The sequence below is a fragment of the Streptomyces sp. A2-16 genome, assembly GCF_018128905.1.
GTDB lineage: Bacteria > Actinomycetota > Actinomycetes > Streptomycetales > Streptomycetaceae > Streptomyces.
Map to the genome: position 1 here is coordinate 419,655 of NZ_CP063808.1, position 19,669 is coordinate 439,323.

The following is a 19,669-nucleotide window of genomic DNA, read 5'->3' on the forward strand; positions in this document are numbered from 1 at the left end:
GGTCAGGCGGCGAGGTCGCGAGGGGCGGGCAGCGCGACGGGTGCGGCGGCCAGGGTGACCACGCTGGTGAAGATCTCCCGGTCGTGCTGCAGGGCGCTGACCCGGACCCGGTCGGGCTCCGTGAGGCGCTCGGCCCGGAGCAGGCAGGGGGCGTCCATCTCGGCGTACCGGACGAAGTCGGAGTCCATGCCCGTGACGGCCATCGGCCGCGGATGCGCGGTGGCCAGGGCCGCCTGGCGGGCGGCCTCCAGGAGCAGCATGCCGGGAGCGTGGTCCACCACATGGTCGAAGAGCACGGGGTGGGTGGTGTCGACCCTCAGCTGCCACTGGTCGGGACGGTCGGTCGCGGCGAGCACCACGTCCTCGAAGCGGTCGCGGCCGAAGGGCGTCAGACCGGCCGGCGGCGGCAGCGGCACCGCGCCCGCGGTGGCCGCCGTGGCGTCGGCGTACGCCCCGCGCAGCCGGTTGTAGACCGTGCGGTCCTGGATGGTGAAGCGCGAGTGCGCGGTGGCCAGGTGCCGTCCGGCCCGCTCGACCTCCACGGTCGCGGATATCGCGGAGGCGCGGTCGCGACGGTACGTCACGTCGTGGCAGTTGATGTGCAGCTCCAGCTCGGCCGGGCCGGCGTCGGTCTGCGCGGCCGCGGGGTCGAGCGTCCAGCTGAAGTCCTTCCACAGCAACTGGTGGCCGAACGGCACCCGGTAGGCGCCGTGGGACAGCAGTGGCAGCGTCTGGCGCACGGTCTCGCTGAGCAGCAGCGGGTCGTACAGGCCCAGGCGGCTGACGTAGAACCGGTGCGCGGCGGGCCAGGCGGCTCTCACCGTGAAGGTGTCGGCCCCGGTCCGCCGCCAGCTGCGCAGCAGCATTTCGTCCTGGTTCGTCTTGTGGGTGTAATCGGCGGATACCGTCTCAAAACGATTCTTGAGGCCGTGCTGGGCGAGGTCGATGGTCATGGTGTTCCCCCCTGATGCGGTGACGTCCGAGTTGGGCACGCGCAGATGAGCGACAGCGCCGGCGGTGACAAGGCGGCGTCGACGTGAATAAAATAGAGGTCGTTCTTTTTGTTTGTCTACAGGTACGAGGGAGTCTGCCGATGGCACGACAACGGCAGGAGCGCGCAGAGCGAACCAGGGCCGCACTCATCCGCGCGGCCGCGGAGATGTTCGACCAGGTCGGGTACCACGGAGCGGGTCTCAACGCGATCCTGCGAGAGGCCGGGACCACAACCGGAGCCATGTACTTCCACTTCAAGTCGAAGGAGGAACTGGCTCGTGCGGTCATCGTCGAACAGGCCGCCGAGCTGAAGTGGCCCACCGGGAAGAAGGGTCTGCAGCAGCTGATCGACGTGTGCCAGTACCTGGCCGTCGAGATGCGCTCCAACGTGCTGTTCCGGGCCGGCGTCCGGCTCGCCGTCGAGCAGAGCGAGGTGAACCTGCTCAACTACTCGATCTACGACTGGTGGGCCGAGCAGTTCGGCACCCACCTCGCCGAGGCGCGCGACCTGGGCCAGCTGCGCCCGGACGTCGACGAGGCCGCGTTCGCCCAGGTGATCGTCGCCTCGTACACCGGTACGCAGATCATGTCGCGGCTCTCCAGCGCCCGCGGCGACCTGCCCGAACGCATAGAGACCATGCTGCGCTGCCTGCTGCCGGCCCTCGCGCCGCCGGAGGTCATCGCCACGCTGGAGTTCCCCCGGCACGAGGACGAGCCCGGGACGCCGGACGACGACACGGAGGAGACCGCCCCATGAGACCGCTTCGGGTGCTGCTGACCGGTGCGACGGGATTCGTCGGCGGAGCGGTCCTCGACCGGCTGCTGCGCGAACGGGCGGACGGCGCCGCCCTGGAGGTGTGCGCCCTGGCCCGCGCCGTACCGGCAGATCGTCCGGAGCGGGCAGGCCACCCGGAGCACCGGGAGCGGGAGCACCCGGAGCGGGCGGGCGTGGAGTGGTGGCGCGCGGATCTCTCGGATCCCGCCTCGCTCGTCGGGGCGGCGAGCGGCGTGGACGTCCTCGTCCACCTCGCCGCCCGGGTGGTCGGCTCGGACGAGGAGTGCGAACGGACCAACATCGGCGGCACCCGGGCCGTCGTCGAGGAGGCCCGGCGGGCGGGGGTGCGGCGCGTCGTGCACCTGTCCACGGCGGCGGTCTACGGCCCCGGCCCGCACCGGGGCATCCCCGTCGACGGGGTCACGCCCGCGCCCGTGTCCCCGGCCAGCCGCACCCGGCTCGCCGCCGAGCGGATCGCGCTCGACGCGGGCGCCCTCGTCCTGCGCCCCGGTCTCGTCCTCGGCGCCGGGGACCGCTGGGTCGTGCCCGGACTCCGCGAGCTGCTCCGGCGGGTACCGGCCCGCTGGGACGGCGGGCGCGGGCAGATCTCCGTCGTGGCCGTCGAGGACCTGGCCCGGCTGGTCACGGCCCTGGCCACCGCGCCGGAGGCCGTGCCCTCAGGGGTCCACCACGCCAGCCACCCGGTCCCGGTGCGCTGCGGCGACCTGATGACGAGGCTCGCGGGACTGGACGTGCTGCCACCGGTCACCGACGACCTGACCTGGGAAGAGTGCCTGGAGCGACTGCGGAAGGCGCCCGGCCGCATCAGCGAGCGCCAGTTCGCCCTGCTGGCCCGCGACCACTTCTACGAGAGCGAGGAGATCTGGCGACTCGCGGGATGCGCACCCGGCCCCGGCCCGCTGGAGCGGCTGGCCGACGCGGCGCCGTGGTACCGGGCCCACCTCGGGGCGGGCTGAACCGGCACCTTGCGGCGGGCTGAACGGACCTGCCGCCGTCATCGCGGGTGGGCCGCGGCTGCTCGGCGAAGTCCCTTGGGGATCGGGGCAGTTGTGTGGAAGCCGGGTGGAAGACGGGGAAGTGCCGTCCAACTTGGCCAAGTCGTCCCGGAGCGCGGCACGGCAGGTGTCCGCGCGGTGAACCGGCGGTACGTTCGCAGGACCGGGGCCGGCGGCCTCCCGTCATCCACAGCGGCGCGAGCGGACGGGAGGCCCACGACGGGCCCCCTCCTCGGCCATCTGGCACGCAACCCGCCATCCCGCGGCCCGTGGAGTCAGTTCCCGTGATGAATACCGAGGTCAGGCCCATGGTCAAGCAGGTGAGAGCGGAGCGCACCCGCCAGGCGCTGATCGCGGCGGCGGCCCTCGAGTTCGACCGGCACGGGTACGCCGGCACCTCGCTGTCCGCCGTGCACCGGGCCTGCGGGATGACGATGGGCGCGCTCACCTTCCACTTCCGCGCGAAAGCCGACCTGGCGAGCGCGGTCTGCCAGGAGGCCGAGACCATCACCCGCGGCGCACTGACCCGGCTCGCACCGGTGGGCGCCCTCCTGCCGGTCGTCGAGTTCACCCTCGTCGTGGCCAGGCTGCTGGACGAGGAGGTCACCGTCCGCGCCGCGGCCCGGCTGACCCAGGAACGGGCCGTCCCGTCCCCCTGGCACACCGTCTGGCGGGCCGTCCTGCGCGACCTGGTGGCCCGTGCCCCCGAACCCTCCGGCCCCGGCTGCGGACCCCGGCCCGCGGAACTCGAACTCCTGGCCGTCTACCTGACGGCCGGCGCCGAGGCGGCGCTCCGGGAGGGCCGCACCGGCAAGGAGGTACTCGCCCAACTGGAGTGCCTGTGGGCCCTGGTGCTCGTTCCCGGACCACCGCTCGGGGGCCAGGAGTGCTCGGCGGGCGCGCCCCTGCGTGAGCCGTCCTGATCCCGCGCCGGTCCCCGTGATCCGCAATCCCCTCCATGAAAAGGCTCGATCCATGACTCGACGCTGTGCGCTCGTCACCGGCGGCTCCCGGGGCATCGGGGCCGCCGTCGCGACCGAACTCGCCACCGCGGGACACCGCGTGGCCGTCCACTGCCGTGCCGACTCCGCGGCCGCGAACGCCGTCCTCGACAGCCTGCCCGGCACCGGACACATCCTGGTCACCGGCGATGTCGGCGCCCCCGGCGGAGCCCGGGAGGTCATCGACTCCGCGGTCGCCGGACTCGGCACGGTCGACGTGCTCGTCAACAACGCCGGTGTGTACGCCGAGCAGCCCGTCGCCACCACCTCGTACGAGGACTGGCAGGCGGACTGGCGGCGCCTGGTCGACGTCAACCTCCTCGGCCCGGCCGACCTCATCTGGTGCCTGGTCGACCATCTGCGCCACCGTCTGCAGGGGCCGCAGGGCGCCTGTGTCGTCAACGTCGGCTCGCGCGGCGCCTATCGCGGCGAACCCGACGCCCCCGCCTACGGGGCGACCAAGGCCGCCCTGCACGCGCTGACCCAGTCGCTCGCCCAGTCACTGGGACCGCTCGGCATCGCGGTGACCGCCGTGGCGCCGGGGTTCGTCCGCACCGACCTCACCGAACCCATGCTCGTCGGAGCCGTCGAGGAGGAGGTGCGCAGCCAGAGTCCGCTCGGCAGGATCGCCGTGCCCTCGGACGTCGCCGCCGCGGTGGCCTGGCTGAGCAGCGCCCCGGCCGAGTGGTGCAGCGGTGCCGTACTCGACGTCAACGGCGCTTCCCACCTGCGCTGATCCGCGCACCCGAGCCCCGCCCAGCCACCGACCAGGAAACGGAGACCCCGTGCGCGCCTCAGTCCTCCAGATCGCCGTACGACCCGACGAACCGGCCGACGAGCGGCGGGCCCGCGTCGGCGACCTCGTCCGTCGCCAGGACGCCTCCGACCTGGTGGTGCTGCCGGAGCTGTGGACCGTCGGGGCCTTCGCCTTCGACGCGTTCCATGAGCACGCCGAGTCGCTGGACGGCCCCACCGCCCGGGAGATGAGCGCGGCCGCGGCTCAGGCGCGGGTGTGGCTGCACGCCGGTTCCGTCGTCGAGCGCGGTCCGGCGGGCGAGTTGTACAACACCTCCCTGCTGTTCGGCCCCGACGGCCGTCTGCGCCGCACGTACCGGAAGATCCACCGCTTCGGTTTCGACCGCGGCGAGGCGACCCTGCTGGCCCGGGGCGTCGAGACCGTCACGGCCGTGCTCGACGGGGACGCGACGGCTGGACCCGCGACCGGCCCGACGGCGAACCCTGCTTCCGGCCCGACGGCGAACCCTGCTTCCGGACCGACGCCGGGACCGGCGACCGGATCGGCGGCGGGGCCGACCGCGGGTCCGGCGGCGGGATCGACCGCGGGTCCCGCGGCGGGGCTGACCGTCGGGTTCGCCACCTGCTACGACCTGCGCTTTCCCGAGCAGTTCCGGCTGCTGGTCGACGCCGGTGCGGAGTTGTTCCTCGTCCCCGCCGGATGGCCCGCCGCGCGCCGCGCCCACTGGTCGCTGCTGGCCCGCGCCCGGGCCGTGGAGTCGCAGGCGTACGTCCTCGCCTGCGGTACCGCCGGCACGCACGCCGGGGTGGAGCAGGCCGGCCACAGCGTGGTGGTCGATCCGTGGGGCGAGGTCGTGGCCGAGGCCGGGACGGACGAGGAGACGCTCGTCGTCGACCTCGATCCCGCGCTCGTCGCGAAGACGCGCGCCGAGTTCCCCGCCCTGCGCGACCGGGTTCTCGGTGTGCCGGCGCTCCGCTGACATGTGCCCCCAGACGGCAGGTGCCGTCCGCCCCGCGACCGCCGGGCGGACGGCACCTGCCGTCGTCGTTCTCCCGGGCCGCATCTTTTCCGACAACCCCTTGTGCCCGACGCAGCAGACGTGTAACACTCTTTCGCGAGGCAGTCTGCCCTTTTACAGGAGCCTTCCGCACTGCCGTAGCGCCGCCGTCGAGCGGCGCTTTTTTGTTGCCCCGGTTCCGCTCTTCTCCGCTCCTTTCTTCTCCGCCCCTTTCGAAGGTGAGGCGACCATGGCCGCCCCGATGTCCTCCCGACCCCTCCCGGCGCAGTGCGCGTCCAGCCGCTGCCGCCGGGCCGCCCGCGCCGGTGTCCCGCGGCGCAGGCCCGCCGAACCGGACGCCCGGCTCTGCGGACCGTGCAGGCGCACCCTGGCCGCCGATCTGGCCGCCCTGCCGGCACTCCACCGCGAGAGCGAGCAGCACCTGGTGCTCCCCGCCCGGCAGGGTGGCCTCGCCCGGGTCACCGGTCACCGCCCGGACCCCCCGCCCGTGAGCGACGCGGCACTGGAGGCCCGGCACGACGCCGTCGTACGTCTGGCGTCCTGGGCCCGGTTGGTGCTGGACGCGGCCGGGCCCGCGAAGGCGCCGCCGAAGCGCACGGTTCCCGAGCTGGCCGCGTTCCTCGGCCGGCATGTCCCCGTGCTGGCCGCCCACCCCGCCGCGGGCGCGGCGGCCGACGAGATCGCCCGGGTGGCCGCCGCCCTGCGGCTCGTCGTCGCACCGCCCAAGCCCGACCTCGTACCGCTCGGCCGGTGCGTCGAGCCGGGCTGCGAGGCCGAGGTGACACTGCCCGAGCGGGGCGGCGACGATCTGGTGCTGCGCGGACCGATGTGCGGCGCCGGGCATGTCCTGACGCCACGCCAGTGGCTCCTTCTGAACCGACGTCAGTCGATGTCCGAGGCCAAGGAGACGGCATGAACAGCGCACACCCCGCCCCCGGCAAACGCGTCCCCACCTCGCTCGCGGCGCTCGCCCTCGACGTCCGCGAGGGCACGATCCGCCAGTGGGCCCGCCGCGGCAGGATCACCCGTTACGGGACACGCCGCCAGGCCCTGTACGACCTGAACGAACTCGCCGCGCTCGTGGCCGGCGACACCGCCGGGGCGCACGACGCCACCCCGGCGAACGGCGCCTGACCGACAGGCACCCCGCAGGGGCCCACCCCGCCCCTCGCCCGTAGATCCCCATTCACCCCACCGTCCGGCCACCGCCGCGCGGTGCCGACGCATGCCCGAAAACAGGCCGTCGGCGCGGTTCTTCGAGGAGAGACAGCAGTGGACACAATGCAGAACACCCAGCTCCCGCAGACCTCCCAGTGGCAGCAGCACTGGCAGGCACGGCGCGACCCCTTCGTCGACGAGTGCCTGCGGGCCCGCGAGAACCTGCTCGCCGACCTGAAGGACCCGGCCACCGCGCAGGCCCGCGTCCTCGACGACCTCATCGACATCGGCGCCGCCTCGCTGCACTGGAAGGAGCGGGGCTACGACGTGATCGCCGCCGACCCGGGCAGCTTCCGGTCGGTCCTGCCGATCATGCGCTACAACGACTTCGTCGACGAGATCGACCGGGAGACCCGCACCAAGGGCGGCATCCTGTCGTGCAGTCCGGTGCTGCGCTGGCTCAAGACCAGCGGGACGACCGGCACCCCCAAGCGGGTCCCGTACACGCTGCACTGGCTGCTGACGTACCGGATCCCCGCGATGAAGGCCATGTGGGGCACCTGCCTCGAGCACCACCCCGAGATCCTCGCGCACCCCTGGGCCACCCTCGACACCCAGACGGTCCGCGAGGACGTGTACGACTTCGTGCACGGGGTCGAGCACCAGGCGATCAGCAACCGGCATCCGCAGCTCAACAGCCGGGACTGGAACCCGCCGTGGTACGAGTCGCCCTGGTTCGGCCCCGACTCGCCCACCGGTCACGCCGGACGGATGTACCACCGGGTGCGGCACCTCGTCGGCAAGGACCTGCACTACATCTCGGCGATCAACCCCAGCACCCTGGTCTCGCTGCGCGACCTGATCGCGGAGCACGGCGCCGAGCTGGTGCGCGACCTGCGCGAGGGCACCCTGCACGGCAGGCCGTGGACCGACCCGGACGAGCGGGCCGCCGCGCACCTCGAACGGGCGCTGGCGAAGGACGAGTTCAGCCTCGTCGACGTCTGGCCGTCGCTGACCCTGTACAGCTGCTGGCTGTCGGCCTCCGCCGAGCTCTACCGGCCGCGGCTGGACGCCGTCCTGCCCGGCGTCGCCAAGCTGCCGTTCATGAGCTGCGGGACCGAGGGCGTCACCACCATCCCCGTGGACGACTCGCTGGAGAGCCAGCCGCTCGCCGTCAACCAGGCGTACTTCGAGTTCGTCCCCGCCGAGGTACCGCTGGGCACGCTCCTGGACGCCGGCGAGAAGGTGCAGACGCTGCTGTACGACGAGGTGGAGGCGGGACGCGACTACCACCTGATCATGTCCCAGGGCAACGGCCTGTACCGGCTGTGGACCGGCGACATCTACCGCGTCGACCGGATCGTGGACGGCACGCCCTGGATCCACTTCACCCACCGCGACGGCGTCTTCCACTCCTTCACCGGCGAGAAGATCACCGAGGGCCAGGTCACCCAGGCCATCCGCCAGGGCCTCGCGGCGAGCGGCCTGGAGACCGGGCTGTACATGTGCGGCCCGCGCTGGGACGAGCTGCCGTCCTACACCGTCGTCGTCGAAGTGCCCGAGCCCGACCGGGAGTTGGACCGGGAGCTGTCCGGCGCCATCGACCGCGAGCTGTCCGTCATCAACATCGAGTACGCCTCGAAGCGGGACAGCGGGCGCCTGGCCGCCCTGCGGGTGCGCACCGTGCGGCAGGGCGCGATCGCCGCCTACGTCGAGTCGCGGCGGCAGCAGGGCAACGCCACCCAGTACAAGTACAAGCCCTTCCAGCAGGACGTCGACTTCGTCGACGCCATCGTCGCCGGCTGAGCGTTCAACCACCCTTCCACCCAAGGAGAGTCGACCGTGATCGAGACCATCAGGCCCCCGCAGAACATCCGCCGCGAGATCATCGACGTGCCGTGCGGCGACGCCCGGCTCGCCCTGCACGTCTGGCGGCCGGAGCGCGTCAAGGGCGCCGTCTTCTACTTCCACGGACTCCAGAGCCACGCCGGGTGGCTGTGGGAAGTGGGCCCGCGCTTCGCCGACAACGACATCGCGTTCTTCGTCCTCGACCGGCGCGGCAGCGGCATCAGCCCCGGCCCCCGGGGGGTGATACCGGACGCCGACACCGTCCTCGACGACTACGCGCAGGCCGTCGCGTTCGTCCGGGCGATGATCGGCGAGACCGTACCCCTGTCCCTGTTCGGGCACTGCCTCGGCGGGTCCTTCATGGCGGCCCTGATGTGCCACGAGGGGTTCACCACCTCCTACGACGCGGCCGTGTTCTGCTCCTCCTGGCTCGGCCGGATGCACGCCACCCTCGACGCGGACACCCGCGAGGCCGTCGCGGCGGACCGGAGCGCACAGCTGTGGGACGCGGGGCTCAAGGCCGGCGACTTCACCGACGAGGTCAAGTACCAGCACTTCATCGACCACGACGACCTGGCCGTACGGCAGTTGACGCGCCAGTCGCGGGCCGTGCTGCTCGACCTGGAACGGCGCTATCTGAGCGGCGGGCCCACGACCGCTCCGGTGCCCGCCGCCACCTTCGTCTCCGGGATCACCGACCCGATCGTGGACCTGGACGCCGCCCAGTCCGTCTTCCAGGACCTGGTGTCCGGGCGAGGCGCCCTCATGCGGTTCCCCACCGACCGGCACTACCTCTTCTACACCGACGTCAGCGACGACCTCGTCGACTGGACGTCGACGTACACCCTGCTCCAGGGGGTGAACCGTGGCGCCTGAGGCCGGGCGGGCCCGGCTGTACCACGTCGAGCTGCCGATGCGGACGCCGTTCGACCACCCCGCCGCCCGCCGCACCACCTCCGACAGCCTGGTCCTGAGCCTGTCGGCCGGGGGCGCGACGGGCCTCGGAGAGTGCGCGCCGCGGTCGTACGTCACCGGCGAGACCACCGCGAGCGTGCGCGCCGCGCTGGAACGAGTCGACTTCGACGCCCTGTTCGCCCGGCTGACGGGACGTCCGCCGCGGGAGTTGCTGGCGTCGCTGCACGAGGACGGCTTCGCCCGCACCTTCGGCATCGACGGGGGCAACAACCTGCTGTGTCTGCTGGAGACCGCGGTCCTCGACTGGCTGGGCCGACGGCTGGAGGCGGGCGGCCGGGACCTGCTGCCGCCGGGCCCGGCCGAGGAGCGGGCCGCTCGGCGCCTTCCCGTCTCCCAGGTGCTCGATCTCAGCCTGGACACCGAGGAGTTCCTCGCCACCCGCGGGCCCTTCCACTTCGTGAAGATCAAGGCGTCGTACGACGTCGAGCACGACGCCCGTACCGTGCGCACCCTGCGCGACAAGCTCGGTGACGACGTCCCCGTCATGGTCGACGCCAACATGAGCTGGACCCCGGCGAACGCCGTCGGTCACGCCCGCCGGCTGCGCGAGGCGGGCGTCGACTACGTGGAGGAGCCGCTGCCCAAGGGCTCCTGGGAGGCCCTGCGCACGCTGCGCCGGGACGGCGGGGTGCGCGTGATGCTGGACGAGTCGGTGTGCACGGCCCAGGACGCCCGTACGGCGGTCGAGTCCGGGGCCTGCGACGCCTTCAACATCCGGGTGTCCAAGAACGGGGGGCCACTGCCGGCCGCCGGACTCGTCGCGTACGCCCGGGAGAACGGCATCCGCTTCCAGTTCGGCGTCCAGGTCGCCGAGGTGGGCCCGCTCATCAACGCGGGCCGGACCCTGGCCTTCGCCCACCCGGACGCGCTCACCGTAGAGGCCGGGCAGTCCGACCGGTTCTTCCCGCGGATGATCGTCGCCCCGCCCCCGGCCGTCGACCGGGACACCAACACCCTGCGCCCCGCGGGCGGCACCGGCTGGGGCATGGACCTCGCCGGACACGCCGAGCGGTGGGCCGTACGGGACCTGTGACCGCGATACGCCACCGCGATCCGTGACCGCGATCCGTGACGTCTTCCCCTCATGCCGGAAAGGCAGGAACTCCCATGACCGCTTCCCCGACCGCTGCCACGACCGTCCTGTTCGAATGCACCTACCAGGGCCGCCGCCACCTCGGCCTCGGTCTGCCCCGGGAGGGCGAGCCGCTGCGCCTCGTCCCGCTCGGCGACCGGAACCCGGCCGACCTGTTGCTCGCCGGTGACGAGCTCGCCGACGCCGAGACGGTGACCGTCCCCGCCGGCGAGGTGACCCTCAGGCCGCCGCTGCTGCCCGACCACCCCGGCGGCGCGATGGTCGGCGGCTTCATGCAGACCCACAACGTCAAGGTGGACGCGGACACCCCGGCCCAGCCGAACTGGTTCCTCAAAGGCCTCGGTGACGTGCTGAAACTCCCCGGGCAGGACCTGCGCGCACCCGCCGGGTCCGTCGCGCTCACCGAGGAGGCGGAGGTCGTCCTCGTCTACGTCACCGACGCGGCGGGCGAACCCCGTTATGTCGGCTACACCTTCGGCAACGACCTCACCGACATCGGCCGCTTCCGGCGCCACCGCGGCCACCTGTCCTACGCCAAGCTCTGCGACGCGGCCGTGGCGCCCTGGCTGTTCCTGGGCGAGCCCCCGCGGCACGTCACCGGGCACGTGACGATCGAGCGGGACGGCGAGCCTTCGTGGCGGGGCGAGTTCACCACCGGCACCAAGGCCCTGCACTACGGCCTCGACGCCATCATGTCCGAGCTGTTCTCCTACGACGCCCTGAGCACCCCGGGCCGGGTGCACTACGTCTACCTCGGCGCCGACCGCAGCAGCTTCCACGCCGGCTTCCGGATCGCCGACGGCGACCGCGTCACCCTGGACTTCGCGAGCCACGGGGTCACCCTGTCCAACACCGTGCGCTGCGAGGGAGCGTGAGCGGGCGCGAGGGGGAGCGCGCACTCAGCGACACGGAGGCCGCGTTCGCCTACACCCACGCCCTGACGCGCGGCGGCGGCCGGCTCACCACCTCCTTCACGGTGCACGGCACGTTCGCACCGGAGCGGGTGGAGCGGGCCGTCCGGCGCTGGCTCGGCCGGCTGCCGCTGCTGTCGCTGCGGATCGCCGGCACCGAGGGCGGGCTGTGCTTCCGGCAGGGGACACCGGCCGCCCTCCGCACGGAGCCGGATCCGGTGGACTCCGCCGTCGCCACGTGGGCCGGGGCGGACGACACGGTGGCGGGGGAGCGGTTGTGGCGGCTGCGGGCAGGACCGGGCCAGGCGGGGACGACGCGCTTCCGCCTGACCCTCCACCCCGCGATCTGTGACGGATACTCCGTCGGCCGTTTCGTACGGCCCCTGCTGGACGCCCTGTTCGACACCCCCGGCCCCGACGCCGCCGACCGCTCGGCGCGGGCGCTGCCGCCCGACACCGACGAACTCACCTACGAGGGCGGCGGCGGGTGTGTGTGCGGGGTCTGCGGGGCCGGTTCGGCGCGACGGACCGGGGCGGCGACAGTGCACCGGGACGGGCGCGGGGACCGGCGGAGTCACGGGCGGACCTCGGGAGTCGGTGAACGCGCGGCCGGGCCCGTGTCCGAGCTCCGGGGCGGGTCGGGGGCCGGGCCACGTGACGGTCGTGCGGCCGGTGTCGTGACGCTCGCGCTCACACCGTACGAGAGTCGTCGGCTGCGCGACTGGTGCGGGGCCGGGCAGGTGACGGTGAGCGGGTTCCTCACGACCGTCCTGGCCGACGCGCTCGCCCGGGAGACCGGCCGCACGGAGGTCACCGCGGCCACGGCGATGTCCCTGCGCCGGCGGTATGCCGAGCGCACGCTGATCGCCGAACCGGGATGTGTCCTGGGGATCGTGCGGGCCCGGTTGAACGCCGGGGCGGCCGGTGATCCGCTGGGCCGGGCGCGGGCGAACGCGGCGGTGCTGTGCTCGGCCGGGCGGACCTGGCGCCCGGAGCGGCGGGCGCACGCCGGGATCCGTCATGCGGTCGAGCGGGAGACGACGGCCCGTGGACCCGAGGTGTGCGTCGTCGACGCCGGTTCGGTCGACACCGCGCTCGGTCCGCACGCCGCCAGGATCACGGGGCTCCGTACCGTCGCGGCCCGTGGCGCAGGCAGGCCCGGGAGCTCGCTGTATCTGTCCTCCTTCAAGGGCGCTCTGACCGTGGCCCTCGCCTCACGGGGGCTCGGTGAGGGCTGGGCGGCGAGGGCGGAGCGGGAGCTGAGCGAGGCCGTGCTGACGCGGCCCGTTTCCGTGCGTTTGTGAAACCGCAGGTGACAGCGGTTCGGTGACGCCGACTCGGCAAAGTCGTACTCGGGGATCGGCCCTCGTCTTGAAAACAAAGAGTTCGTTCTCTATTTTTTTGGAGGGGGCTCCGAACCGGCGGGGTCCGCCCACTCCAGAGAAAGGGGGACGCGACATGGTGAGGGCGTTTTCCACGGTGGCTCCCGGGCCTGGCGCTACGGCGGCCACGCGCACGGCCGCATCCGCGCCGCGGGTCCGGACCGGCTCCCCGGACCACCCCGCCTTCGACGCCCATGACGCCGCTCCCGGCGCCGCTCCTGGCGCCCCCGATGCCCTCCACGCCTTCGTCGCGGAGATCTTCGAGCGACTGCCCCGCGCCGACCAGCGCCGATGGGCCCATCTCTACACGCGGGGCCTGCTGATGACACCGGGCCGCAAGACGGTACGGCGGCTCGCGGCCTCCGTGTCGGACTCGGCCACGGCGGCCCAGGCCCTGCACCAGTTCGTCAACGCCAGCCCGTGGGACTGGGAGCCGGTCCGCGCCCGGCTGGCCGACTGGGTGGTGCGCAGGTCGGGGCCCCGAGCCCTGCTCCTCGGTACGGCGGTGCTGCCCAAGCGCGGTGACCGTTCCTGCGGAGTGCACCGCCGCTTCGTCCCGCAGGAGGGCCGTACCGTCAACTGCCAGGTCGGCATCGGTGCGTTCCTCGCCGCGGACCGGGCGACGGTCCCCGTCGACTGGCGGTTGCTGCTGCCCGGAGCCTGGTCCGCGGACCCACAGGTACGCGACCGGGCCCGCGTCCCCGAGAACGCCGCCGGCACCCAGGACTCGGGCGCGGCCCAGGCGCTGGATCTGGTGGACGGGGTCGAGCGCAGCCTGCCCGGCTCCGGAACCGGCACGGACACCGAGCCTGACGGGGTGCCCGTCGTCGCCGACCTGGTCGGCTTCGCGGACACCACGGCACTGGCCGCCGGGCTCGTGGCCCGACGGCGCCGTTTCGTGGTGGCGGTACCCGGGGATCTGGTGGTCGTACCCGACCGGGCCGGGGCCGCGGCCAAGGCCGGGGCCCGGGGATCGGGGGGTTCCTGGGGGGTCGGCGGTTGTGGGGCCTCCGGGTTCCCCGGAGTCTCGGGCGTGGTCGGCGCCGGTGCCGTTGCCGTGCGGGCCGTTGTGCCCGGTGGTGGTCTGCCCGTGCGGGAGCTCCTCGCCGCCCATGACGCCCGGTCGGCGGGGCGGCCCCCGGCGGCGCCCGTGGTGCCCGTGCGTCTCCCCGGTATCCCCGTCCCCCTCCGGCTGACCGTCGAGCGGCGCCCGAGCGCGTCCGGCGGCGACCGGTTCTGGCTCACCGACCTCGTGGACCGGCCCGTATCCGAGGTGCCGGCTCTGGCCCGGCTGCACTCGGGCGCCGCCGACACCATGGAGCGGCTCGCCGACGACTTCGGACTGCGCGCCTTCGAAGGGCGCTCGTACCCCGGCTGGCACCACCACATGACGCTGGTCTCCGCCGCCTTCGCCTACCGCGCCCTCGGCCGCGCGGCCATGCCCCCCACCCGCCCCGCCCGCGCCTCGCGCGGACCCCAGCCCGGCCGTCCGCCACGCCGGGCGCGGACCCTGACGACACCGACACGAACGGGATGCTCCTGATGGCCCTCCCCAAGGCGTTCTGGCTGCTGTGGTGCGGCCAGACCGTCAGCCGGCTCGGCACCCTCGCCCCCGCCTTCCTCGTCCTCTACCTGGAGCAGAACGGCCTCGTCGCCCCCGGCACGACCCCGCTCGTCGTCGGCCTCTTCGGCGCCGGAGTGGTGCTGTCCGGGCTGGTGGGAGGCGCGGTCGCCGATCTGATCGGACCGCGGCGCACCATCGTCGCGGCCCAGCCGTTCACCGCAGGGATGGCCCTGCTGTTCGCCGTCGCCGACAATGTGGTCGCGCTGTGCGCGCTGTCGTTGATCACCGGTTTCCTGTCGGCCGTCGACCGCCCCGCCGGGGCCGGGCTGATCTCCGCGATCGTGCCCCCGGAGCAGTTCTCGAAGGCGTACAGCCTCTTCCTGGTGGGCTTCAACATCGGCATGTCGCTCAGCCCCGTGCTCTCCGGGTTCCTGCTCGAAGTCAGCCCCGGCGCCCTCTTTGTCGTCTGGGCGGTCTCCAGCCTGCTGTACGCGGCGCTGGTGTTCGCGGTGCCCGCGGACCCCGTGCCCCGGGCCGCCGACCGGCCCAGCGGAGTCGCGGCCGCCCTCGCATCGGCGGCGCGCGGCATCGCCGAGCCCTTCCGCACCCCGGTCCTGGTCGCCTTCCTGCTGCTGACCTTCCTGCTGGCCTGCATCTACCTCCAGGTCAACTCCGCGCTCCCGCTGGACATGCGCGACAGCGGGCTGACCGCCGGGGGCATCGGATTCGTCCTCGCGGTCAACGCGGTGCTGTCCGTCCTGCTCCTGCCGCTCGTGCCCCGGCTCGTCGGCCGGCTGCGCCCGCACGTCCCGCTGATGATGGCCGCCGCCTTCATGGCCGTCGGCTTCGGCGCCAACGTCCTGGCCGACGGCATGGTCTCCTTCACTCTCGCCACCGTCGTCTGGACGCTCGGCGAGGTGCTGTGGGCCCCCATGTCCGCGACCTTCATCGCCGACCGGGCACCCGCCGGACGCAGCAGCACCTACCAGGGCTCCTACTTCTTCGCCTGGAACGCCGCGTTCGTCGTCGGCAGCCCCGCCGGCCTCGCCCTCGCCCACGCCCACGGCTACGGAGCGCTGTGGATGTCCGTCCTCGGCCTCGGGTGCGCGGTGACGCTCGGCTTCGCCCTGCTGCCCCGGCTCACGGGCTTCACGAAGGCTCCGGCACCCCCAAGCGACCACCTCGACACCGCAGAACAGCTGACCCGAGAGACAAGGTGACCCGGCATGTCCGCACCCACCCCCCGCACCGCCCTGCTGATCGGCGCCGCCGGAGGCATCCTCAAGGAGGTCTCGCGCCGACTCGCCGAAGAGGGCCACACCCTCGTCCTGTTCGACCGTGACGAGAACGCCGTGCACCGGCTCGCCGAGGAACTGGGCCGGCTCACCAAGGTCGAGGCCGTCGTCGGCGACATCACCGACATCCCGGCCGCGGAACGCCAGTTGACCGACATCGTCGACCGGTTCGCCCCGTCGATCCTGGTCAACGGCGTCGGTGGCGACACCCGCGTCATCGGCTACGCCGACCTGGCCCGGGACCACTTCGACCAGACGTACCTGGAGAACGTGGTCAGCAGCTGGATCGCGGTCAAGGTGTGCGCCCCGCGCATGGCCGCCGACGGCTACGGCCGCATCGTCAACTTCGCCTCGGCGGGCGGCCGTACGTACAGCCACTTCAACAACGCCGCGTACGTCGGCGCCAAGGCCGCCGTGATCGGCATGACCAAGCAGATGGCCTACGAGCTGGCCGGCACCGGCGTGGTGGCCAACGTCGTCGCCCACGGACCGATCGCGACCGACCGCGTGGCCGGCGCCTTCGAGCGCCGCACCGAGGAGTCCAAGAAGGACGTCATGTCCCGGCTGCCCATGGGGCGTTACGGCACGGTCGCCGAAGCGGTCGGCAGTGTGCTGCACCTCTGCTCCGAGAGCGCCGGCTACTCGACCGGCGCCGTCATCGACATCAACGGCGGCCTCTACATGTGAGCCCGGCCGCTCCCACTGATCCCCTCCAGGAGACACCCATGGCGAAGTTCGTCGTCGAATTCGAGTACAACGTCGACCGCGCGGGCCGGGAGCCCCTGCACCGCGCCCACACCGACTACCTGCGCACCCTCACCGACAACGGCGTACTCCTGCTCGCCGGCCCGCTCCAGGACACCAACGGCGGTCTGCTGGTCTACGAGGCCGAGGACCGCGCGCGCCTGGAGGAGATCCTCGCCGCCGAGCCCTACGTCCAGGGCGGCATCGTCTGCCACGTCCGCGTCCGCCAGTGGGCGCCCGGCAAGGGCACGTGGATCGCCGCGCCCGAGCCGTCGGCGGCCTGACCCCGCTCCTTCGGCCCCCCTCCCCGCCCCTCCCCGCCCGTGAACCCGGAAGGATCCAACTGACGTGTCCACTACGCCAGTCCGGCAAGCCACCACCCTGCGCCGCGAAGAACTGCACGCCGGCATCGTCGATCCGGACATGGACTCGATGCGCCTGCTCAGCGAGACGGCGATGAGGTTCCCCGACGCCCTGTCGTTCTCCTCGGGAGCCCCCCACGACGGCACCCACGACCTCGCGAAGCTCTCGTACCACGTCGACCGGTACATCAGGCACCTGCGGCAGCGGGGCGTGCCCGAACAGCGCATCACCCGGCTGCATTTCCAGTACGGACCCGTCAACGGGTTCATCCAGGAAGAGGTCGCCCGCATGCTCGTCCGGGACGAGGACATCGATGTCGCACCCGAGGCGATCATGATCACGCACGGCTTCCAGGAGGCCGCGCTCGTCGCCCTGCGCGGACTGTTCCGGTCACCCGACGACGTGCTGCTGTCCGTGTCCCCGGCCTACGTCGGCATCCGGGGCGCCGCCCGCATGCTCGACATCCCGGTCAAGGGCATCACCGAGGGACCCGACGGACTCGAGCCCGAGGCCGTGGCCGCCGCCGTACGGGCCGTGCGCGCCGAGGGCAAACGCCCCGCCGCGCTCTACCTGGTCCCCGACTTCTCCAACCCCTCCGGCACGGTCGTACCTCTGGAAGCCCGCAGGAGGCTGCTCGCGCTGGCCGCCGAAGAGGGCTTCACCATCCTGGAGGACAACCCGTACGGGCTGTTCGCGAGCGACGAGGAGCGGCTGCCGACCCTGAAGTCGCTGGACACCCGCGGCGACGTCGTCTACCTGGGCTCCTTCGCCAAGTCCGCGTTCCCCGGCGCCCGTCTCGGCTATCTGGTCGGTGACCGCGAGGTCGTCGGCGAGGACGGCGTCCGGCGCACCCTCGCCCAGGAACTCTCCAAGGCCAAGGCGATGTTCACGGTCGGCTCGTCCTCGCTCTCCCAGGCGGCGATCGGCGGCATCCTCGTCGACGCCGACCACGACCTGCGCACCGCGACCCGCGATCTGGCCGCCATCTACCAGGAACGGCTCGCCGCCACCCTCGACGCCCTCGCCGAGCACTTCCCGCCCGAGCGGTACGCCGAGCACGGGGTGCGCTGGAACCGGCCGCGCGGCGGCTTCTTCCTGGTCGTCGAGGTGCCCTTCGAGGCCGACCTGCCCGCCATGGAACGCTCGGCGCGCGACCACGCGGTCAGCTGGGCGCCGATGAGCATGTTCCACCTCGAGGGCGGCGGCGAACGCGCCCTGCGCCTCGGCTTCAGCAACCTCACCCCGGCCGCGATCCGCGAGGGGATCGCCCGCCTGGCCGGCTTCATCCGGGCGGAGTCCGCGATCGGGCCCGTGATCGAGGTCCACTCCGCGTCCCTGCCCGATTTCGTGTCCGCATCGGAGGCCCACGCATGAGCACCACGTCCGCCGAGTCCGCCGTATCCGCCGTATCCGCGGTATCCGCCGTATCCGCGGTATCCGCCGCATCTGCAGCGTCCGCTGCGCCTGCCGCGGCCCGTACGGATGCCCCGCGCCCCGTCGCCGTCGTCGTGGACGGCTACTCCGCCGGCAACTTCTACCCGGCCGCCTTCGCCGCGTACGGCACGGCCGTCGTCCACGTCCAGAGCACCCCGGAGCTGATCCCGGCGATGGCCCCGCCGGATCTCAGCGCGTACGACGACACCGTGGTCGTCACCGACGAGGCCGAACTCGTCGACGTACTGCGCGCTCTCGACCCGGTGTGCGTGATCGCCGGCCAGGAGTCGTCCGTGCCGCTCGCCGACCGGCTCAGCGAGGCCGTCGGTGTCCCCTCCAACGGGTCGGCGCAGTCCCCGGCCCGCCGGGACAAGTACGAGATGACCGAGACACTGCGGCGGGCCGGGGTGCGGTGCGTGTCGCAGTTCAAGACCGACGACCCGGACGCCGCGGTGAACTGGGCCGAGGGCCAGGGCACTTACCCGGTGGTCGTCAAGCCGCTCAGCTCGGCCGCCTCCGACGGCGTCGTCGTGTGCGCCGGCCCCGACGAGGTCCGTACCGCCGCCCGAGCCGTCCTCGACGCCCCCAACATGTTCGGCATCGCCAACACCGAGATCCTCGTGCAGTCCTACCTCAAGGGCACCGAGTACATCGTCGACACCGTCAGCTGCGGCGGCGAGCGCTATGTGTGCGGGGTCTGGGAGTACGAGAAGACACTGCTGCCCTCCGGCAAGAACATCTACAACCGCGACCTGCTCGCCGACCCGGACACCGACCCGGTCGTCGCCGAACTCACCGCGTACGTCGACGAGGTCCTCGCCGCTCTCGGCGTCGCCTGGGGACCGGCCCACGCCGAGGTCATCGTCACCGACGAGGGCCCCGTCCTGGTCGAGATCGGCACCCGCCTCAACGGCAACATCAGCGCCCCCTTCCACGACGTGTGCCTGGGCCACAACCAGGCGGCGCTCACCGCACAGGCGTACAGGAGGCCCGAGGAGTTCCGCGCGCGCTACGGCGGCCGGACGTACGCCAGGCTCCAGCCGGCCGTCGTCTACAACACCCCGACCGAGCTCGACGGGGTCGTGGAGTCCGTCGACGGGACGGCGGTGGCGGAGATCCGCTCCCTGGAGAGCGTCTTCTCCGCGACGGTCAAGCTCGCGCCCGGCGCCCGAATCACCCCCACGGTCGACCTGCTCACCACCCCTCTCCGGGTGTACCTCACGGCCCCGGACGAGACGGCGCTGACGGCCGACTACGAGAAGGTCCGCTCGCTGAAGGACGCGGTGTACGTCGTCGCCTGACGTCCCGTCTTCCCAGCTCCCCCTCTCTTTTTCTCAGGTTC

General features: G+C 72.8%; 19 protein-coding genes. 18 read left to right on the forward strand and 1 reads right to left on the reverse strand.

Annotation, left to right across the window (positions count from 1 at the left end; translation table 11 throughout):
* Positions 1-2: 2 nt before the first annotated feature.
* On the reverse strand, positions 3-953 hold the full coding sequence (locus IOD14_RS02060) for a ScbA/BarX family gamma-butyrolactone biosynthesis protein (protein ID WP_212669523.1): 951 nt from the start codon (positions 951-953) through the stop codon (positions 3-5).
* Between the two features lie 140 nt (positions 954-1,093).
* Between IOD14_RS02060 and IOD14_RS02065 the strand changes: the two genes are divergently transcribed.
* The 18 genes from IOD14_RS02065 to IOD14_RS02150 all read left to right on the forward strand — a co-directional run bounded on the left by IOD14_RS02065 (position 1,094) and on the right by IOD14_RS02150 (position 19,628).
* Complete coding sequence (locus IOD14_RS02065) at positions 1,094-1,750, forward strand: ScbR family autoregulator-binding transcription factor (RefSeq protein ID WP_123990717.1); 657 nt, start codon at positions 1,094-1,096, stop codon at positions 1,748-1,750.
* Positions 1,747-2,745: an NAD-dependent epimerase/dehydratase family protein gene (locus IOD14_RS02070; RefSeq protein WP_212669524.1), complete on the forward strand. Its 999-nt coding sequence runs from the start codon at positions 1,747-1,749 to the stop codon at positions 2,743-2,745. The genes IOD14_RS02065 and IOD14_RS02070 overlap by 4 nt, the downstream gene beginning before the upstream one ends.
* Before the next feature lie 326 nt (positions 2,746-3,071).
* Complete coding sequence (locus tag IOD14_RS02075) at positions 3,072-3,707, forward strand: TetR family transcriptional regulator (RefSeq protein ID WP_249126237.1); 636 nt, start codon at positions 3,072-3,074, stop codon at positions 3,705-3,707.
* A 52-nt stretch (positions 3,708-3,759) separates the two neighbouring features.
* Complete coding sequence (locus tag IOD14_RS02080) at positions 3,760-4,521, forward strand: SDR family oxidoreductase (protein WP_123990720.1); 762 nt, start codon at positions 3,760-3,762, stop codon at positions 4,519-4,521.
* Between the two features lie 49 nt (positions 4,522-4,570).
* Positions 4,571-5,521: a nitrilase-related carbon-nitrogen hydrolase gene (locus IOD14_RS02085; RefSeq protein ID WP_212669525.1), complete on the forward strand. Its 951-nt coding sequence runs from the start codon at positions 4,571-4,573 to the stop codon at positions 5,519-5,521.
* Between the two features lie 268 nt (positions 5,522-5,789).
* Positions 5,790-6,476, forward strand: coding sequence for a hypothetical protein (locus tag IOD14_RS02090; RefSeq protein WP_212669526.1), 687 nt, complete (start codon positions 5,790-5,792; stop codon positions 6,474-6,476).
* Complete coding sequence (locus IOD14_RS02095) at positions 6,473-6,694, forward strand: hypothetical protein (protein ID WP_212669527.1); 222 nt, start codon at positions 6,473-6,475, stop codon at positions 6,692-6,694. Before IOD14_RS02090 ends, IOD14_RS02095 begins: the two co-directional genes overlap by 4 nt.
* A gap of 147 nt (positions 6,695-6,841) precedes the next feature.
* Positions 6,842-8,524: a GH3 auxin-responsive promoter family protein gene (locus tag IOD14_RS02100; protein WP_123992790.1), complete on the forward strand. Its 1,683-nt coding sequence runs from the start codon at positions 6,842-6,844 to the stop codon at positions 8,522-8,524.
* A gap of 36 nt (positions 8,525-8,560) precedes the next feature.
* Positions 8,561-9,442 carry an alpha/beta fold hydrolase gene (locus IOD14_RS02105; protein WP_212669528.1) on the forward strand — a complete coding sequence of 294 codons (882 nt, stop codon included), beginning with the start codon at positions 8,561-8,563 and terminating at the stop codon, positions 9,440-9,442.
* On the forward strand, positions 9,432-10,574 hold the full coding sequence (locus IOD14_RS02110; protein ID WP_249125809.1) for an enolase C-terminal domain-like protein: 1,143 nt from the start codon (positions 9,432-9,434) through the stop codon (positions 10,572-10,574). Before IOD14_RS02105 ends, IOD14_RS02110 begins: the two co-directional genes overlap by 11 nt.
* Before the next feature lie 74 nt (positions 10,575-10,648).
* Entirely contained in the window at positions 10,649-11,509 is an 861-nt protein-coding gene (locus IOD14_RS02115) for an FAH family protein (protein ID WP_212669529.1), read from the forward strand.
* Positions 11,506-12,849, forward strand: a complete 1,344-nt coding sequence (locus tag IOD14_RS02120) for a hypothetical protein (protein ID WP_212669530.1) — start codon at positions 11,506-11,508, stop codon at positions 12,847-12,849. Before IOD14_RS02115 ends, IOD14_RS02120 begins: the two co-directional genes overlap by 4 nt.
* Before the next feature lie 154 nt (positions 12,850-13,003).
* On the forward strand, positions 13,004-14,470 hold the full coding sequence (locus IOD14_RS02125; RefSeq protein WP_249125810.1) for a transposase: 1,467 nt from the start codon (positions 13,004-13,006) through the stop codon (positions 14,468-14,470).
* Positions 14,470-15,711: an MFS transporter gene (locus IOD14_RS02130; protein WP_212669531.1), complete on the forward strand. Its 1,242-nt coding sequence runs from the start codon at positions 14,470-14,472 to the stop codon at positions 15,709-15,711. The genes IOD14_RS02125 and IOD14_RS02130 overlap by 1 nt, the downstream gene beginning before the upstream one ends.
* Positions 15,712-15,717: 6 nt before the next feature.
* Positions 15,718-16,473, forward strand: coding sequence for an SDR family NAD(P)-dependent oxidoreductase (locus IOD14_RS02135; protein ID WP_212669532.1), 756 nt, complete (start codon positions 15,718-15,720; stop codon positions 16,471-16,473).
* Between the two features lie 38 nt (positions 16,474-16,511).
* Positions 16,512-16,814, forward strand: a complete 303-nt coding sequence (locus tag IOD14_RS02140; protein ID WP_123990728.1) for a YciI family protein — start codon at positions 16,512-16,514, stop codon at positions 16,812-16,814.
* Positions 16,815-16,878: 64 nt separating this feature from the next.
* Positions 16,879-18,267, forward strand: a complete 1,389-nt coding sequence (locus tag IOD14_RS02145) for a PLP-dependent aminotransferase family protein (protein ID WP_249125811.1) — start codon at positions 16,879-16,881, stop codon at positions 18,265-18,267.
* On the forward strand, positions 18,264-19,628 hold the full coding sequence (locus tag IOD14_RS02150; RefSeq protein ID WP_212669533.1) for an ATP-grasp domain-containing protein: 1,365 nt from the start codon (positions 18,264-18,266) through the stop codon (positions 19,626-19,628). Before IOD14_RS02145 ends, IOD14_RS02150 begins: the two co-directional genes overlap by 4 nt.
* Positions 19,629-19,669 lie beyond the last annotated feature (41 nt).

What these genes read in the sequence shown, in the direction of transcription:
- IOD14_RS02100 (WP_123992790.1), top strand. Translation starts at nt 6,842, where the DNA reads ATGCAGAACACCCAGCTCCCGCAGACCTCCCAGTGGCAGCAGCACTGG.
- IOD14_RS02125 (WP_249125810.1), top strand. Translation starts at nt 13,004, where the DNA reads ATGGTGAGGGCGTTTTCCACGGTGGCTCCCGGGCCTGGCGCTACGGCG.
- IOD14_RS02095 (WP_212669527.1), top strand. Translation starts at nt 6,473, where the DNA reads ATGAACAGCGCACACCCCGCCCCCGGCAAACGCGTCCCCACCTCGCTC.
- IOD14_RS02130 (WP_212669531.1), top strand. Translation starts at nt 14,470, where the DNA reads ATGGCCCTCCCCAAGGCGTTCTGGCTGCTGTGGTGCGGCCAGACCGTC.
- IOD14_RS02065 (WP_123990717.1), top strand. Translation starts at nt 1,094, where the DNA reads ATGGCACGACAACGGCAGGAGCGCGCAGAGCGAACCAGGGCCGCACTC.
- IOD14_RS02075 (WP_249126237.1), top strand. Translation starts at nt 3,072, where the DNA reads ATGAATACCGAGGTCAGGCCCATGGTCAAGCAGGTGAGAGCGGAGCGC.
- IOD14_RS02115 (WP_212669529.1), top strand. Translation starts at nt 10,649, where the DNA reads ATGACCGCTTCCCCGACCGCTGCCACGACCGTCCTGTTCGAATGCACC.
- IOD14_RS02135 (WP_212669532.1), top strand. Translation starts at nt 15,718, where the DNA reads ATGTCCGCACCCACCCCCCGCACCGCCCTGCTGATCGGCGCCGCCGGA.
- IOD14_RS02060 (WP_212669523.1), bottom strand. Translation starts at nt 953, where the DNA reads ATGACCATCGACCTCGCCCAGCACGGCCTCAAGAATCGTTTTGAGACG.
- IOD14_RS02080 (WP_123990720.1), top strand. Translation starts at nt 3,760, where the DNA reads ATGACTCGACGCTGTGCGCTCGTCACCGGCGGCTCCCGGGGCATCGGG.
- IOD14_RS02150 (WP_212669533.1), top strand. Translation starts at nt 18,264, where the DNA reads ATGAGCACCACGTCCGCCGAGTCCGCCGTATCCGCCGTATCCGCGGTA.
- IOD14_RS02070 (WP_212669524.1), top strand. Translation starts at nt 1,747, where the DNA reads ATGAGACCGCTTCGGGTGCTGCTGACCGGTGCGACGGGATTCGTCGGC.
- IOD14_RS02140 (WP_123990728.1), top strand. Translation starts at nt 16,512, where the DNA reads ATGGCGAAGTTCGTCGTCGAATTCGAGTACAACGTCGACCGCGCGGGC.
- IOD14_RS02090 (WP_212669526.1), top strand. Translation starts at nt 5,790, where the DNA reads ATGGCCGCCCCGATGTCCTCCCGACCCCTCCCGGCGCAGTGCGCGTCC.